This is a genomic window from Chlorogloeopsis sp. ULAP02 (assembly GCF_038404745.2).
Lineage (GTDB): Bacteria > Cyanobacteriota > Cyanobacteriia > Cyanobacteriales > Nostocaceae > Chlorogloeopsis.
Genome location: NZ_JAYKTT020000067.1, coordinates 67,533 through 82,962 on the forward strand (window position 1 = coordinate 67,533; position 15,430 = coordinate 82,962).

The 15,430-nt window shown below is 40.9% G+C and carries 16 protein-coding genes; 9 read left to right on the forward strand and 7 right to left on the reverse strand.

Annotated features, from left to right (window positions below; all coding sequences use genetic code 11):
* Positions 1 to 46 precede the first annotated feature (46 nt).
* Positions 47 to 1,162: an LptF/LptG family permease gene (locus U2718_RS22980; RefSeq protein ID WP_342002554.1), complete on the forward strand. Its 1,116-nt coding sequence runs from the start codon at positions 47 to 49 to the stop codon at positions 1,160 to 1,162.
* Between the two features lie 940 nt (positions 1,163 to 2,102).
* Positions 2,103 to 2,942, forward strand: a complete 840-nt coding sequence (locus U2718_RS22985; protein WP_342002498.1) for a lysophospholipid acyltransferase family protein — start codon at positions 2,103 to 2,105, stop codon at positions 2,940 to 2,942.
* On the opposite strand, the gene U2718_RS22990 is transcribed toward U2718_RS22985, so the two are convergent.
* Positions 2,939 to 4,069 carry an NAD(P)-dependent oxidoreductase gene (locus tag U2718_RS22990; RefSeq protein WP_342002499.1) on the reverse strand — a complete coding sequence of 377 codons (1,131 nt, stop codon included), beginning with the start codon at positions 4,067 to 4,069 and terminating at the stop codon, positions 2,939 to 2,941. The two genes, U2718_RS22985 and U2718_RS22990, sit on opposite strands and share 4 nt — an antisense overlap.
* Positions 4,070 to 4,123: 54 nt before the next feature.
* Positions 4,124 to 5,035, reverse strand: a complete 912-nt coding sequence (locus U2718_RS22995; protein ID WP_342002500.1) for a hypothetical protein — start codon at positions 5,033 to 5,035, stop codon at positions 4,124 to 4,126.
* 50 nt (positions 5,036 to 5,085) lie between these two features.
* Between U2718_RS22995 and U2718_RS23000 the strand changes: the two genes are divergently transcribed.
* Complete coding sequence (locus U2718_RS23000) at positions 5,086 to 5,277, forward strand: hypothetical protein (protein ID WP_342002501.1); 192 nt, start codon at positions 5,086 to 5,088, stop codon at positions 5,275 to 5,277.
* A gap of 87 nt (positions 5,278 to 5,364) precedes the next feature.
* On the opposite strand, the gene U2718_RS23005 is transcribed toward U2718_RS23000, so the two are convergent.
* Entirely contained in the window at positions 5,365 to 6,039 is a 675-nt protein-coding gene (locus U2718_RS23005; RefSeq protein ID WP_342002502.1) for a TetR/AcrR family transcriptional regulator, read from the reverse strand.
* A gap of 277 nt (positions 6,040 to 6,316) precedes the next feature.
* On the opposite strand from U2718_RS23005, the gene U2718_RS23010 reads away from it, so the two are divergent.
* Positions 6,317 to 7,045, forward strand: coding sequence for a class I SAM-dependent methyltransferase (locus U2718_RS23010; protein ID WP_342002503.1), 729 nt, complete (start codon positions 6,317 to 6,319; stop codon positions 7,043 to 7,045).
* Between the two features lie 9 nt (positions 7,046 to 7,054).
* Here U2718_RS23010 and U2718_RS23015 read toward each other — a convergent pair whose 3' ends face one another.
* Positions 7,055 to 7,645 carry a DUF4126 domain-containing protein gene (locus U2718_RS23015; protein WP_342002504.1) on the reverse strand — a complete coding sequence of 197 codons (591 nt, stop codon included), beginning with the start codon at positions 7,643 to 7,645 and terminating at the stop codon, positions 7,055 to 7,057.
* A 335-nt stretch (positions 7,646 to 7,980) separates the two neighbouring features.
* On the reverse strand, positions 7,981 to 8,190 hold the full coding sequence (locus U2718_RS23020) for a hypothetical protein (RefSeq protein WP_289787587.1): 210 nt from the start codon (positions 8,188 to 8,190) through the stop codon (positions 7,981 to 7,983).
* A 173-nt stretch (positions 8,191 to 8,363) separates the two neighbouring features.
* On the opposite strand from U2718_RS23020, the gene mnmE reads away from it, so the two are divergent.
* The 5 genes from mnmE to U2718_RS23045 all read left to right on the forward strand — a co-directional run bounded on the left by mnmE (position 8,364) and on the right by U2718_RS23045 (position 12,805).
* The gene (gene mnmE, locus U2718_RS23025; RefSeq protein WP_342002505.1) at positions 8,364 to 9,746 is read left to right on the forward strand and encodes a tRNA uridine-5-carboxymethylaminomethyl(34) synthesis GTPase MnmE; all 1,383 of its coding nucleotides are present in this window, start codon (positions 8,364 to 8,366) and stop codon (positions 9,744 to 9,746) included.
* A gap of 448 nt (positions 9,747 to 10,194) precedes the next feature.
* Positions 10,195 to 10,614, forward strand: coding sequence for a BlaI/MecI/CopY family transcriptional regulator (locus U2718_RS23030; protein ID WP_342002506.1), 420 nt, complete (start codon positions 10,195 to 10,197; stop codon positions 10,612 to 10,614).
* On the forward strand, positions 10,614 to 11,453 hold the full coding sequence (locus U2718_RS23035; protein ID WP_342002555.1) for a M56 family metallopeptidase: 840 nt from the start codon (positions 10,614 to 10,616) through the stop codon (positions 11,451 to 11,453). The genes U2718_RS23030 and U2718_RS23035 overlap by 1 nt, the downstream gene beginning before the upstream one ends.
* 101 nt (positions 11,454 to 11,554) lie before the next feature.
* On the forward strand, positions 11,555 to 12,178 hold the full coding sequence (dhaL, locus tag U2718_RS23040) for a dihydroxyacetone kinase subunit DhaL (protein ID WP_342002507.1): 624 nt from the start codon (positions 11,555 to 11,557) through the stop codon (positions 12,176 to 12,178).
* A gap of 48 nt (positions 12,179 to 12,226) precedes the next feature.
* Complete coding sequence (locus U2718_RS23045) at positions 12,227 to 12,805, forward strand: sugar O-acetyltransferase (RefSeq protein ID WP_342002508.1); 579 nt, start codon at positions 12,227 to 12,229, stop codon at positions 12,803 to 12,805.
* 8 nt (positions 12,806 to 12,813) lie between these two features.
* Here the strand turns inward: U2718_RS23045 and U2718_RS23050 are convergent, their stop codons facing one another.
* Both U2718_RS23050 and U2718_RS23055 read right to left on the reverse strand, forming a co-directional pair.
* Positions 12,814 to 13,752, reverse strand: a complete 939-nt coding sequence (locus U2718_RS23050) for a geranylgeranylglycerol-phosphate geranylgeranyltransferase (protein ID WP_342002509.1) — start codon at positions 13,750 to 13,752, stop codon at positions 12,814 to 12,816.
* A gap of 279 nt (positions 13,753 to 14,031) precedes the next feature.
* Positions 14,032 to 15,378, reverse strand: a complete 1,347-nt coding sequence (locus U2718_RS23055) for a TldD/PmbA family protein (RefSeq protein WP_342002510.1) — start codon at positions 15,376 to 15,378, stop codon at positions 14,032 to 14,034.
* Positions 15,379 to 15,430 lie beyond the last annotated feature (52 nt).

A 15,430-nucleotide genomic window follows, 5' to 3' on the forward strand; every position in this document is an offset into this window, starting at 1 on the left:
ATACAAATCTTTCTATCGCATTAATTCGCTGCTACCATTCACCATCATGGATCGCTACCTAGCTAGCGAATTATTGCCACCATTTTTGTTTGGTGTCGGGGCTTTTTCTTCCATTGGCGTCACAATTGACGCTGTTTTTGAATTGGTTAGGAAAATCGTAGAATCAGGGCTACCAATAAGTATTGCCTTAAAAGTTTTTTTATTGAAATTTCCAAATTTTATTGTTTTGGCTTTCCCGATGGCTACGCTCTTGGCTACATTGATGACTTACAGTCGTCTATCTAGCGAGAGTGAATTGATTGCTTTACGTGGTTGTGGAGTCAGCGTTTATCGCATGGTGCTGACTGCTGTTTTTATGAGCTTTTTGGTAACAGGAATGACATTTGTTTTTAACGAACAAATTGCACCAATAGCCAATTATCAAGCATCTCTGACACTAGATCAAGCCCTAAAGTCAGAAAAGCCGATGTTCAAGCAGGAAAACATTTTTTACCCCGAATATCGATATATTAGGCAGAAAGATGGGGATAAAGAAAAGATTCTCACACGCTTGTTTTATGCCGACAAGTTTGATGGGAAGCGAATGACAGGCTTGACTATTATCGACCGTTCCCAAGAAAGTCTCAATCAAATTGTTGTAGCAGAATCAGCTCAATGGAACGCATCTCAAAACGTCTGGGATTTTTCTAACGGCACTATTTATTTAGTCGCCGCTGATCGCTCTTATCGCAATATAGTACGTTTTGAAAAACAACAGCTCGAATTACCCCGCACAGCATTAGATGTGGCACAAAGAAGCCGTGACTACGGTGAGATGAACATTATCCAATCGCTAGAACAACTAGAATTAGAGCGTCTAGGCGGTGATGATCAAAAAATTCGCAAACTTCAAGTGCGGATTCAACAAAGAATATCTTTGCCGTTTGTCTGTGTGGTTTTTGGTTTAGTTGGCGCAGCAATGGGAACTATACCTCAGCGCACTGGGCGAGCCACAAGTTTTGGTGTTAGCGTCATAGTTATATTTACTTATTATTTATTTTACTTTATTACTGGTGCTATGGCACAGGCGGAAATCTTTTCTCCTTTTATGGGAGCTTGGTTGCCCAACTTTGTATTTTTAGGAATAGGTATATTTATATTGAGGCGTGTGGCACAACGATAAAGAATGATGAATCCGACTCAAATCTGTATGTCGAAAGGAGGTTTAGACAGAAGTGTACTCTTTGAACTTAAAGGATGTCTGAGCAAATAAAAAGCCCACTCTTGGGAGTGGGTTCGGGGAGTTAAATTTAACAGGATTTAGTCTGAGTCAATATTGCACCTGTTACCTGAAGAATAAGATTTTTTGACTTGGATGAAAAGGGAAAATCGTGATTTTAAGTTTTAAAATAGCCTTTTTTGATTGTTTACAGTACAGTAATTGTAATTTTAAAAAAAAACTAAAAACTAGCTAGTTGGTTACATAGTTGTGGTTTGGTATTTTTGCTAACTATATGCAAATGAGATTTCTTATCTTTGTAAGAGTTGTAAGAGTTTAAAAACGCGATCGCATCCCACAAAAAAACCTCGGCGAAACCAACCGAGGCAAATGAGATACGAATAACAATGAGAGATAGCGAGCCGAGAGGTAAAAAATCTTAGCTAACGCCCAAGAAAAACAAATTTTTGTTATTCCACACTAGAAATAAAGAGTGTAGATATTACAGCATAACCAGCTAAAAAAATAACAGCGGCAAACATATAAAACTCCCCTTTTTTGTTTTAGTAATTCAGTAATAATGAATACTTTCAATATATGATTATCACCAAGTACAAAAATCTACTCAAAAGACTATTCTAGTGAATGTCGAGTGGATGAGATTTTGTTAAAAAAAGTTGCTTTGTACTAAGTGCGAAGTATATCTGGAGGATTATTGATTACTGTTGCATAGTACTAAGCAATGTTTGTAGGGTGGGCACTGCCTAACTTTCCTCAAACCCTTACTTTTACATTGTGAACAGTGCCCACCTTACTCTTATTGAGAAGGATGTAAGATCTCAGCCTTGCCACTTTTATACCCATATCGTATATCTACCAGCGCGTAGGTAGTCTACATCAAACTATGATTCATCAAAATTCAGCTACATCATTACCGGGTTGGACGTTATCAGCGCGAGATCCTCAATTTATAGAATCTTTAATGCCAATATGGGAATGGCTCTATCGCTACTACTTTCGAGTACAGACTTCAGGTTGGCATCACATTCCAGATCATGGACAAGTTTTGCTGGTTGGTTCGCACAATGGCGGTATGGCATCTCCTGATTTACATATGATGATGTACGATTGGTTCCGTCGCTTTGGAGTGCAACGTTCGGTGTATGGTTTAATGCACCCTTATGCGTGGAAAGTAAGTTCCCCCATTGCCAATCTGGCACAAAAACTTGGAGCCATTCCTGCCCATCCCACAATGGCAAGTGCTGCTTTTGATATTGGTGCAAGTGTGCTTGTTTATCCGGGAGGACAATATGATATGTTTCGTCCTCATCGAGAGCGTCACAAAATTTACTTTGCCAATCAAAAAGGATTTATTAAGCTGGCATTAAAGAAGTCAGTACCAATTATTCCAGTGATTTCTGTCGGCGCACATGATACTTTGATTGTTTTGGGTGATTACTACGAACAGGTAAAAAAGTTACATCATTTGGGATTACCTTGGTTATACGGCATAGATCCAGGTGTGTTTCCCATATATCTGGGTTTACCTTGGGGCTTGGCAATTGGCCCCTTACCCAATATACCCTTACCTGTACAAATCCATACCCGTGTTTGTACTCCGATTGTGTTTGAACGTTATGGTAACCAGGCAGCCCGCGATCGCGACTACGTGAATGCTTGTTATGACTTAGTTTATACGCAAATGCAACGCGAATTGGATATTTTAGTTATGGATACAGGTTAAGCTTTTACAATTTTGCTCCTAATATTTTCCACAATAGACCAATACCAATCATGCTCATTTAATAAAGCATGAATAATAAATTTTAGGTTTTCTATATGATTTGTAAACATAGGCTGAAATCCTGCTTCAATTAGCTTTTGTGGATTTCCCCATGTATGAATAACGTAGTTTTTCATATATTGAGGAACTTCAGTTTCAAGAATGATAGGTTTCATTGTTGATGGTACAAGTTCTTCAATTTGTTTTATCATTTCTCGAACGGAGACGGGTTTACCTTGCCCAATGTTATATGTAAGACTGGAAATATCATCAACTCTCGGACTAGGAGCAGGTAAAGTCAGCAAATGTAAAATTGCGCGTGAAACTTCAGGTGCAAAAATGATATCTCTTGTTTGCTCGCCGGGTACAAAATAACCTGTTTGTCCCCAGACTTCAAATGGCTTTCTTTTGATTGCATACCAAAGAATTTGAGTATACAGATTGCCAAAATTGTTTTTGTGTTGCTCTGTAACACCATAAACAGAAAAAAATCTGCAAATTTGCACTACTAAATCATTAGAAAGAGCTTGTTGAATTGCCATTTCTTCCATCATTAATTTTGCAAGTTCGTAAAGAGAACCAGGCCAAACTCTTTGTGTTTCTACTGAAGGACGCTGCTTACATAAACTGCTCGTGCTTGCAAATATTAATCTAATGTTTTTAGCAACACACCATTCTAAAGTTGCCTTCCATGTTTCAATTTCTTCCATCACATCGTTCAATTTTTCAAAGTGAGGAGCGCTCGATCGCCCTCCCACAAAAATGACAATATCTGGCTCGTGTTGGGGGTTTTGTGAATATTCAAGATGGGTTCTTGTATCTAGGCGATCGCGTAAAGGTTCTGGCAGATTTTCTTGCTTTCCCAACCGCAGATCGTCGTTGATGTAAATATTGTCAATTGGAAAGCCAAATTCATATAATTTCGCTATCACATGGGAACCAACTTGCCCGCAGCCTCCCATAACGCTGATTTTTTTGTTTTTCAATTCCTGAATATTTACTAAAAGTTGATCATTTACAGTTTTGTTGATATACCAACTTCCTACTTCTTCTTTGGTATATGGTAGTTCTATTTCTTGTTCTGACATGATTGTATTTATTAAAAAGCCTGTATACACAGAAATAGCAATTGCAATCCAACCTCAGCTACTCCCACCCAAAATGTACACATAAGAACCTAAATTTTCATCATCCGTAGCGACGATCGCACCACCTTCTGCACCTGGAACAAGTTCTATCGCTTCAATCTTGTGGTAATCAAAACGGTAGAGAGGAAAAAGTTGAGGATTCTGTCGCCATGCGATTTTGTTACCGCGAAATCCTAGATAACCAGCAACGTATACACCTGATTGGAACGGCCCGTCATTGCCTGGATCGCTTGCAGAAGTGATATATATAATTCCAGCAGGATCTACCTTCAAATCCGAAATATGGCGAATATTTCCAGATGGAAAGGGTACTTTCAGATTGGCAGAACCAATAGGAGTAATTTGATATGTAGCTAAGTCAAGTGTTCCCCAGTAAATAATTGCTGGTTGTTCTCCTTCACCCCGGTGTGCCCAAACAGCAACTAATTTACCCTCGATATTTTGCAGGGCAAATGCTTCAAAATTACTTCCTTGAGGAATTTCTGGTAAATTAAATTCCTTGATTAACGAAATCACCTGTTTAGAACGCTCTAGCCTAATGTAATAAGCTTTTCCAGAACTACTTAAAGCAATAAAAGAGGAGTTTATTTTCCCTGGAATAGATGTTAGTGCCTCTAAATCGATAGGTAGTTCTATATTACCTTGCCAGTCCAAAGGAAAGTATTCGGGTTGATTTTTACCCTTAATCCTAATGATTGCTAAACGACCTTGATTTTTTTGTTTATTATCATGAACAACTAAAAAATCTAGAGAATTTATTTGCTGCCCGACTAAAGCCATCCCACTGATTCCGAAAGGAATGCCACCACGAACTGGACGCCAATTTTGTGCCCAAACTTGCTGGGATATAAATAACAATGCTGCCAATACTACTATGTTTATGATTAACTTAAAAAAACGAGACATATTAATTTATCCAATTTTCCTCACACTGATCGCAGTTTTGCTTACAGAAGATGTCAAATCTTAGCAGCGAACAAACTCTCTACTTATTGCTGCTCACTCATTGCCTTGTCGGTAGCATAGCAGCAGTTATTGCGTGGCGTAAGGGTCGTCCTTTAGGATTATGGATATTTTTAGGTATTTTTTGCGGTGTGGCTGCTTTGCTTGTAGCACTACTGATGAAAACCAGGGTTTCAGTTGATTAGGTAATCGCAAACCTACTCAAAATCCAGATTTCTACCCTGAATCTAACCAAAGATTTAAGACACTTCTCAAAAGCGCGATCGCACGTTCTACTCTTTTGTGTTGTTGCACCCATAACCATAACCCCGCAGAAAAAGTTTTACCGCACTGTTAATACGACACATAACTTGCTCGGAATCTGGCACAGGTTCAACCCCTAGTAAAACTCGGCGGTGGAGTTCGCCAAGAACCATATTCAAGAATTGCTCGGCAGCAATGGTGGCATCAATAAATTTGATCCCTCCAAGTTCATTTTGATGCTGGAGATAATTAGCAAGGGCAAAAATAGCACGTGCTGGGCCATTATCATAGTACAGCTTTGCCAATTCGGGAAAACGACTTGCCTCACCAATCACTATCCGCTGCAACCCAATCGCTTCTTGCGATGTCACTCTAGTTATAAGTTGTTGAGCAAAAGCCACAAGCACCTGTTCGATTGGTAGAGTATCCTCGCTCAAATTGGGGAACGGTGCCAAAACAGAATCGCTCAAACGGTGAACAACAGCACCAAACAGTTCTGCTTTGTTTCCAAAATGCTGATAAATTGTGCGCTTGGCAACATGAGCTTCACGAGCAAGAATATCAATGCTGGATAATCCGTAGCCGTATTCCAAAAATACCCGCGTAGCCTGATTGAGCAAACGCTCCATACGCTCTTTGGCTGTTCCTTTAGCGGGGCGCCCACCTTTAGAACGACTTTCACTAATATTCACGCTTTCAATCATGTTGCAAGGTTTAAGCTCTTAGGGCTTGAACTATAACATAATCTACGCTATTGTAAATGAAACGAAACTAAACCGTTTTATTTTTTGTAAGTAAAAGACGAGTATTTATATCGCCCAAACCCTATAAGGGTTGGGCTATAAGGACTAAGCCCGTCTGCACGGGCTTAGAAGCTCCTGAATAACTGGTTCCCAGCCTCCACCAATCCTGGGAGGCTCCGCACAAGTTAAATCCTCTTCCCTGTTCCCTGTTCCCTTGTTTTTTAAGAGATAAATAGTTATGGCAAAGAACAATATTGACAATGCTTCAGCTTGGGAAAGCTACTGGAGTACTACTGCACTTAATTCTGCACCGATTCTTTGGAATTGCGAACCTGCTTTTGCAGCAGCCATTGACTTGCCTCGGTTTATAGATTGGATGGATCGAGAGTTGTTTCTGATTGACTTCGGGTGTGGAGATGGTAATCAAACTCGTTTTCTTGCCAATCATTTCCTAAGAGTGATGGGGGTTGATGTCTCACCTAGTGCAGTGGCTTTAGCACAAGCCAACAATAACGCCCCAAACATTGAATACCGCGTCTTAGATGCCTTACGGCTGGAGCAGGCGGCAGCGTTACATTCTGAAATCGGCAATGCCAACATTTATACTAGAGGTGCCATGCATCAACTCGATGGGGAGCAACGCACTTTATTCGCACGTTCTTTGGAAGTGCTTGTAGGGAAAGAAGGCATTATCTACCTAATAGACATTGGTTCTAAGGCAAGCAGCTATTTTGCCTCTCTCGTACAAATGTATGCAGGGAAATTACCAGAAGAACTTGAAACAGTGCTTAAGAGTGGAATTAGCAAAGGTAGTGTGACACGAGAAGACATCGCTAATATTTTTCCAAGCTTTGAGGTACTAGCTGATGGAGAAGACGTCATCCATACAATTCACATTCTTCCCAGCGGAGAAAATGCAAAGGTTCCTGCTTACTATGCACTACTTAGACAAGCACGCGATCGCTAATAAGATGATTTAGTTTGGTTGGGAAGATGGTTTGCCTGTAAAGAACTTCCAGATTCTTTGAATAGCAAATATTAGAACACCAATTACAATGATTCCTGCTACTACTGGGGTTGCGATCGCGAGTACAGACAGCCCGATCGCTATGACTAGCTCAATAGTTGATAAAACAGGATTGGTTAATCCACCGGAGACGCCTGTAGAAGTTATTCGTAAGATATTCATCAATCCCTTAGTTAATCCCGCAGTTCCACCACCTATAACTAAAGCTAAAGTCCATTGAACTATTGGACTCATTTCGGGCGCGAAGGATGCTGCGACAATTGTACCAGCGATAAATGCCGCAGGTGTGGCAACAGTATCCAGCAGATGATCCAGCCAAGGAATGTAATAGCCGATAATTTCAAGCAAACAAGCAACTGCAAATACAACTAAGGCTTGAGGCGTTTCCACCCAATCTAAATCAGTTGGCAAATTTATGTGTCCTAAAACAGATGCCATGCTTAGTGCCAGCAGTGGTACAAATACTCGAAAGCCAGCCGCCGCACTCAAGCTAATTCCCAACAGAAATTCAATCAATGTATCGAGATTGAATAAAGTCATATTATCCTCGTGCCGATCAAGTTGAACGATCAATTTGCTTTTGAGTAATCCTGCACTCCAACCTCAGAATGCCCACTCAACAGCAATTCCGAGTTAACAGTAACAAATTGCCCTCAAATCTTCATCAGCCTCTAGATTTTGATGAGGGGCTTGGCAACGTTTGCCCCTGCAAGAGTTATGAGAAAAATGAGCTAAAGTTCTTGAAAGCAGCCCCACAGGCGGCGCACCGCTCGTTATGAATGAAATAAACAAGTCAATCCTCTTTCCTACCTACGGAAGCCGCTACGCGTCTACTGCCTCCTGCCCCCTGCCTTCTGCCTTTTTTCTTCAAAGCATTAGTTATCGTCAGGGAAAACCCATTTGGGCGGTTCCATCAACTTTCTCATTCTTGCTTCTTCAGCCATCTCTAGCATTTTGTCTAAAGAAGTTTCCTCAATAAACTTGGCTGCGGCTTCTCTAAATTCAATATTGGGACATTTATCACCCAAAACGCAGCCGTTAACACAGGCTTCTTTACAGTTAATGTTGAGATTACTGTCTTCCATGCAAACCTCCTTGTGTGTGATTTTCCTTCGGACACCAGCAGACAGCAATTACGGCTGCTAAGTACAAATACTTTCCTAGATAAATGTTATCGTCTCTTTGATTCTATTCATTAATCAAAAAGCTATATTGCTAACCTAAGCAATAGACGTAACTTGATTTTAAAAAAAGCTCCATGTCAGAAATCTTTGCTACTACCGGAACTATCGCTGCGATCGCCACTGCTATTGTTCCCCAGCAGGGTAGTGTGGGGATTGTTCGCGTCTCCGGCTCAGAAGCAATGCCGATTGCCAATACTCTTTTCCATGCTCCTGGGCGTCAAGTTTGGGAAAGTCATCGCATTGTCTACGGTTATATCCGTCATCCCCAGACACAAAAATTGGTGGATGAAGCACTGCTGTTAATTATGAAAGCACCCCGTTCCTATACCCGCGAAGATGTGGTGGAGTTCCATTGCCACGGTGGAATTATGGCAGTACAGCAGGTATTGCAACTATGCTTAGAAAACGGTGCAAGATTAGCACAGCCAGGAGAATTTACTCTACGGGCGTTTTTAAATGGTAGATTGGACTTAACGCAAGCGGAAAGTATTGCTGATTTAGTGGGAGCGCGATCGCCCCAAGCGCAAGCCTCTGCTTTAGCTGGTTTGCAAGGTAAATTAGCTCATCCAATTCGCCAGTTACGCGCTCAATGTTTGGATATCTTGGCAGAAATTGAAGCGCGGATCGATTTTGAGGAAGACTTACCTCCGCTGGATGATAAAAGTATTATCTCAGAAATTGAGAGAATTAGCGCAGAAATTACTAAGCTACTAGCAACTGCAGATCAAGGCGAACTTCTCCGTACTGGATTAAAAGTGGCAATTGTTGGGCGTCCAAATGTCGGAAAATCAAGTTTGTTGAATGCGTGGAGTAGAAGCGATCGCGCTATTGTGACCGATTTACCTGGTACAACCCGTGATGTGGTTGAATCGCAGTTAGTAGTGGGTGGAATACCCGTGCAAGTACTAGATACCGCAGGCATTCGGGAAACAGAAGACCAAGTAGAAAAAATTGGTGTTGAACGTTCCCGTCGTGCTGCAAGTGCAGCTGATTTAGTACTGTTGACTATCGACGCTTCTGTAGGGTGGATAGCAGGCGATCAAGAGATTTATGAACAAGTAAAACACCGTCCGTTAATTTTAGTTATCAACAAAACTGATATTGGATCGGCACAAACAGTCCAATATCCAAATGAAATTCACCAATTTGTGAGAACATCTGCTGCACACAATCAAGGAATTGATGCTTTAGAAACAGCAATTTTAGAAATAGTTCAAATCGGGAAAGTACAAGCTGCCGAGATGGATTTAGCAATTAACCAAAGACAGGCAGCCGCATTAGTAAAAGCAAAAACATCTTTAGAACAAGTGCAAGCGACTATTGCCCAGCAATTACCTCTTGATTTCTGGACAATTGACTTACGCGGTGTGGTTCATGCTCTCGGAGAAATTACGGGAGAAGAGGTAACAGAATCAGTTCTTGATCGGATTTTTAGTAGGTTTTGTATTGGCAAGTAATACAAGCATGGTAAAGCTCCTCTAGACAAGGGCTTAAATTCTCCACAATTAGATTTTGAGTCAACTTTAAAATTCGAGATGACCAATACTAATACTAATTTAAAAAATGATTACTACAGATTGATTTATAGAACACAGACATAGAAGGCGATTTTCAATCTAAAATCTAAAATCCAAAATAGTATAACTCATGTGGGGACTCTAAAGAGGTTAATACCACCAAGCATATTAGTGCTATCGCAAGTGGCATGATAATTAATTATGCGATCGCTTACAAGGCAGGTCAATCAACGATAATCTGAAAAAAGAACAGATTGAAGAAGTTGTGTTTGCTCTCTTCATCGGGTAAAAATATCAAATCCATCAGAAATTTAGTTATTTGCAGCGAAAGATCATCAGCAGAACCTGTTCCTAACAACTACCAACTATCAACAACTAACATTAGACAATGGCACCTTTACCTGACTACCGCCCCAAACAAATGTCTTTAGGCCCTTTGGAAGCAGAAATTTTGAACCTGATTTGGGAGCTTGGTTCGGCTACAGTTAAGGATGTACATGATCGCATTCTGGCAGATCCTAACCGAGAATTAGCTTATACCTCAGTGACTACAGTGCTGCGCCGCTTAACCGAAAAAGGTTGGCTTGCCTGCGACAAAAAAGGACGAGCATTTTACTGGCGTCCTTTGCTGTCAAAACAGCAAGCCCAAGTAATCAAGGCGCATGAACAGTTACAGCAATTTCTGGCAATAGGCAATCCTGATGTTGTTGCCGCTTTTGCCGATAGTCTAGATGAAGTAGCAAGTGAGAAAATACAAGCAATAGCAAAACGCATTCAAGCTGCACGGCAAGCGAGGGGGGAAAAATGATGCATCTATTGATGATTTGCGCTGTCATTACAGTTTGTTGTTGGCTTCGATTCTCTTGGCAGCAGCCCCAAGGCAATTGGACTGTACGGTGGCAACGAACATTATTTTTATTTCTTTTTCCCCCATTGTTGATTTTGATGACAGCGATCGCTCTGCTCTCTATGGGATCTCAAGGGCGAATGGGTGGCTTACAGACAGGATGGTTTAGCTATGTATTGGCGTTAAGCTACCTAATATTTTCTGGCATTTTGGGGATCAAGCTCCTATGGCAAGGATGGCAGTCTGTCAGATCTACCCGCAACTGTCCTGTTGTTAGTATTGCAGGTAGCCAAGTCTGCCTATTGGATACAGAAGCCTTATTTGCAGCTTCTGTTGGTTTTTGGCAACCGGAACTCGTTCTCAGTCAAGGGTTAGTCAAAACTCTCTCAACTGCTCATTTAGAAACAGTCTTAGCTCATGAGCAAGGGCATTGCTATTATCGGGATACATTCTGGTTTTTCTGGCTGGGTTGGGTACGTTCTTGCACTCATTGGTTGCCGAATACAGAAAATTTATGGCAAGAACTGTTAATTTTACGCGAACTACGTGCCGATGCCCACGCTGCATCAAAAGTTGATCCCCTAATGCTAGCAGAGTCACTTTTATTGGTAGCTAGCACTCCACCTGTAACCTCCCTAATTTGCTGTGCAGCTTTAGGTTCCACTGCTACAGATCGTTTAGAACAGAGAATAGAAGCTCTTTTAGAACAACCACAATCTACGCCAGAATTTAATTTCAGCTCTTGGCATAGCTTTCTGTTGGCGTTTTTGCCCTTGGTGACAGTGATATTTCACTCGTAATCGGTTCTAGAAGCTGGCAATTTTGAGGTTGAAGTTGCCACAAATTTGGCTCCATAGCAATAGCTGGGAGCCTTATTCATTTTTAATTGGAGTGAAAGACGATGTTGAACAAAGAACAGATTTTGCAATGGTTACAGAAATTTGCAACTACACTTGAGGAGAACAAAGACTATTTGACAGAATTAGATGCAGCCATAGGTGATGCCGATCACGGTATCAACATGGTTCGCGGCTTCCAAAAGGTGATAACTCAACTACCGAGTGTTGCAGACAAAGACATCGGCAGCATTTTGAAAACGGTGAGTATGACTCTAATTTCCACAGTCGGTGGTGCGAGCGGGCCTCTCTATGGCACCCTGTTTTTAAGAGCCAGTATGGTAATTACAGGCAAACAGGAATTGACTGAGCAAGAGATGTTGCAAATGCTGCAAGCTGGGTTAGAAGGCGTAATTGGACGCGGTAAAGCACAACTGGGCGATAAAACAATGGTAGATGCTTTATCTCCGGCTGTGGCAGCTTTTCGGCAAGCGACAAAAGAAGGTAAACTCATACTGGAAGCAATGCAAAAAGCTGTAGCTGCGGCAGAACAAGGCATGAAAGAAACGATTCCTATGCAAGCAAAGAAAGGTAGGGCCAGCTATTTAGGAGAACGCAGTGTAGGGCATCAAGATCCAGGGGCAACCTCTTGTTATTTAATGTTGAAGAGTTTGTTAGATATTATTTGATAGTTAAAGCCAGGATAAAAATTAGGAATCTGATTCTCTGTGCGATCGATGCAAGATTCACAAAAGACTGAAAAACAAAAAATGCTAGCACGAGAGCTGTATCTTTCTACAGATCCTGAACTAGTGGTTGAGCGTCAAAGAGCGCGTCGGCTGACTCGTTTTTACAATGCTACTACTGAAGAAGATTTAGAACAGCGATCGCAAATTCTACAAGAACTGTTTGGCAAACTAGGTCAAAATTTTGAGGTTGTCCCACCATTTCTGTGTGACTACGGTAGCAACATATATGCTGGCAACAATTTATATATGAATTTTGGCTGCGTAATTTTAGACTGTAACATTGTACATATAGGTGACAATCTGCTTTGTGCTCCTTATGTGCAGATTTACACTGCCTATCATCCCACCGATCCGATCCAAAGACTAACACACAGAGAACTAGAATTAGCTGCTCCTGTCACGATTGGTAATAATGTCTGGATTGGTGGTGGTGCAATTATTTGTCCGGGTGTGACGATTGGTGACAATACTACCATTGGTGCCGGGAGCGTTGTTGTCAAAGACATTCCTGCTAATGTTATTGCTGCTGGCAATCCCTGTCGTGTGATTCGAGCTTTGGAATCCTAAACCTGATACTACACTGCCGGAGCAGTCCCCAACAAACCTACTGCTCCCACAAGCATACCTATGCGATCCCAAAATACAAATCCCTCGTAAGCATTCACACTATCTTGATATTGATAGCGTGCTAGTGCCATTCCCATCATCAACAACATGACTGAGGAGAAAACTCCAAATATCAAGGGATGTGCCATTGGCAGTAGTAACACTGCAAATGGAATTGACACAAGCAACATCCCTATTAATCCCCAACTTATTGAGAAAGCCTTTTTCTTTCCCCAAGAATTGACAACGGTGATAATTCCCTGAGCGCGATCGCCAACTGCATCATGCACATCCCAGATGATTTCCTTGGCGAGGGTGTAGCAGAATGCAAAAGCACTAGGATAAATTAGTGCTAAAGGCCGATTTACTACTAAACTGCCCAGAAAAATGATTGCAGCCGCGATCGCTGCTACAATAAAATTCGCAAAAATACCGTTGCGAGCTAACAAATGGGAGTAATTCCACAGCAAGATAGAACTCACGGCTACTAAGATAAAGCAATAGATCCCTAGAGGAATTGCTGCGATTAGAGCGCAGACAAACAGAATAGTAGCAGCCCACCAAACTTGTTGCAGAGAAAGACGCCCAGATGGTAATGGTCTTTGTGGATGATCTATTCTATCTTTCTCTACATCCCAATAGTCATTGATTGCACAGGCGGCAGAGTGTGTACAAACTAAAATAATTGCCGTCAGCAGGTATTTATATAATGGAACTGCCGAATGTAATGCATAGATAGTAGCACAACCTACGAAAGCAGCAACAATAGCAACTGGCAATCGAAAAAGTTGAGCAAAATCACGAATTAGGCTAATTTTGTCACTAGAGTCAGGTGAAGAAGAATTATTATTTCCTGATGCAGAAGTGAACGAACCAGTTTTTTTGTCAATGTGTAATTGTTCGCTCATCGCTAACCTCACATATTCAATTATGTGGGTAATAAAACATACTTTTTCACTCCCATTGCCATTACTCCTAAAACCTGGGTAAAAACTTCTACTCGTCAAACCCAGGCATTAGGCTATAAAGCATTGGTTATAGGCGAAAAAACTATTAAATACTATTTTTAGTTTGTTTTGTATACACCTACTTACTTAGTCTATCTCACTTATATCGAGATAGGTATTCTGTCAAGATGTTTGTAAAAATATGTAATATATTGGTTAGGCAAGATATACATCTTTGTACTAAAGCGTATATGTAAAATCCTCAACTAACATACCAGGAACCATACTACCTCCAAGTTGACGACCTTCGTATGTTCCAACATCGGGAATAAATTCTTGAAAATCAGTCAAATCTACCAGATTTTCTCCCCAAAAGCGATAAAGACTGTCATCGAAGCGCAAATTTTCTATTGGAGCAACTATTTCACCGTCTTCCACCCAAAAACAAGCATAACGAGTCATACCAGTGATTCTTCCTGTCGGGCGATCGCTCCAATTTAAGTAATGCAAATTTGATACATACAATCCAGTATCTAAATTTGACAGAATCCGAGTAAATTCTAAATTTCCTGGACTTAATTCCGGCGCACGTAAAGACTCGGCAGTGTTAGCACCATTGGCCGTTTTTTGATATTCCTTAGCAGTGCGAGAATTGATTAGGGTATTAACCAAAATTCCATTTGTAATTATTGGTAATTCTGGTGCTGCCATTTCTCCCCACTCATTGAAACGCGGTACTAATCCCTGATGAAAGTTTTCTTTAAGATGAAATGTAGGAGAAAGTAATTTTTCTTGACGAGATAGAGCTGCTAAAGCGCTATTTCCTTGTTGTAAATCAGCTTCGCTCACACCTCCCCAAGAAAGCATACTTAATAAATCAGCAACTGCTGCTGGTGCAAAATAAGTCTTATAGTTTCCTCTGGGTAATTGTTTAACAGGCCGAGAAAGTAACTTTAGTTGCTTTTTGGCTTCATCAATTTTGGCTGTATAAGCTTCTTGATACCAATGACTGCCTGCAAAAGTGCCTTTGACAGCTTGTTCTTCGGTCGTGAATATAGAATAATCTAAAGTAAAAGAATCGGTAGCAAACCAATGCTTCTGACCACTAGAATCAGCATAAGCTTTAACTACAACTCCTCCGGCGTAGATGCCCGTAAAATCTAATTCATTCACCAATTCTAGTACCGTTGGCACTACAGCTTCTTCAAGTAACAAATTACCTGCATGAATTTCTCTACTGGTGTTAGTTCCTGATGGCAAAACTAAATAGGGATCTAAAGGTAGCAGAGGAATCTCTTCGCGCAGTTCTTGCAAAGCTTTGTATGCCACCTGCCAATCCACTTCTCTATCGCCAGTGAAAGGAATAAGTCGAAAAGCACTGCGCTGATTTTGGATTAAAGTCAACTCAGCCCAGCCATCAGCAACAGTACCTGTTTGTCGCACTTTGGCATGATTGAAGCGAGTAAATTGACTGTATTCGCTGCTCAATTTCACAGTGAATTGTTCACTTTCTTCTTTCTTATTTAAGAGAGTTTCAATTAATTGGTTAAAGCTGAATTCTAAAGCAGATAATTCCTGGTGTTTCATTTATATTCCTATCTAGAAAAAAGAGGCTAGAGGCTAGGGGCTAGTAAAGAAG

What these genes read in the sequence shown, in the direction of transcription:
- U2718_RS22980 (WP_342002554.1), top strand. Translation starts at nt 47, where the DNA reads ATGGATCGCTACCTAGCTAGCGAATTATTGCCACCATTTTTGTTTGGT.
- U2718_RS22985 (WP_342002498.1), top strand. Translation starts at nt 2,103, where the DNA reads ATGATTCATCAAAATTCAGCTACATCATTACCGGGTTGGACGTTATCA.
- U2718_RS22990 (WP_342002499.1), bottom strand. Translation starts at nt 4,069, where the DNA reads ATGTCAGAACAAGAAATAGAACTACCATATACCAAAGAAGAAGTAGGA.
- U2718_RS22995 (WP_342002500.1), bottom strand. Translation starts at nt 5,035, where the DNA reads ATGTCTCGTTTTTTTAAGTTAATCATAAACATAGTAGTATTGGCAGCA.
- U2718_RS23000 (WP_342002501.1), top strand. Translation starts at nt 5,086, where the DNA reads ATGTCAAATCTTAGCAGCGAACAAACTCTCTACTTATTGCTGCTCACT.
- U2718_RS23005 (WP_342002502.1), bottom strand. Translation starts at nt 6,039, where the DNA reads ATGATTGAAAGCGTGAATATTAGTGAAAGTCGTTCTAAAGGTGGGCGC.
- U2718_RS23010 (WP_342002503.1), top strand. Translation starts at nt 6,317, where the DNA reads ATGGCAAAGAACAATATTGACAATGCTTCAGCTTGGGAAAGCTACTGG.
- U2718_RS23015 (WP_342002504.1), bottom strand. Translation starts at nt 7,645, where the DNA reads ATGACTTTATTCAATCTCGATACATTGATTGAATTTCTGTTGGGAATT.
- U2718_RS23020 (WP_289787587.1), bottom strand. Translation starts at nt 8,190, where the DNA reads ATGGAAGACAGTAATCTCAACATTAACTGTAAAGAAGCCTGTGTTAAC.
- mnmE (WP_342002505.1), top strand. Translation starts at nt 8,364, where the DNA reads ATGTCAGAAATCTTTGCTACTACCGGAACTATCGCTGCGATCGCCACT.
- U2718_RS23030 (WP_342002506.1), top strand. Translation starts at nt 10,195, where the DNA reads ATGGCACCTTTACCTGACTACCGCCCCAAACAAATGTCTTTAGGCCCT.
- U2718_RS23035 (WP_342002555.1), top strand. Translation starts at nt 10,614, where the DNA reads ATGCATCTATTGATGATTTGCGCTGTCATTACAGTTTGTTGTTGGCTT.
- dhaL (WP_342002507.1), top strand. Translation starts at nt 11,555, where the DNA reads ATGTTGAACAAAGAACAGATTTTGCAATGGTTACAGAAATTTGCAACT.
- U2718_RS23045 (WP_342002508.1), top strand. Translation starts at nt 12,227, where the DNA reads ATGCAAGATTCACAAAAGACTGAAAAACAAAAAATGCTAGCACGAGAG.
- U2718_RS23050 (WP_342002509.1), bottom strand. Translation starts at nt 13,752, where the DNA reads ATGAGCGAACAATTACACATTGACAAAAAAACTGGTTCGTTCACTTCT.
- U2718_RS23055 (WP_342002510.1), bottom strand. Translation starts at nt 15,378, where the DNA reads ATGAAACACCAGGAATTATCTGCTTTAGAATTCAGCTTTAACCAATTA.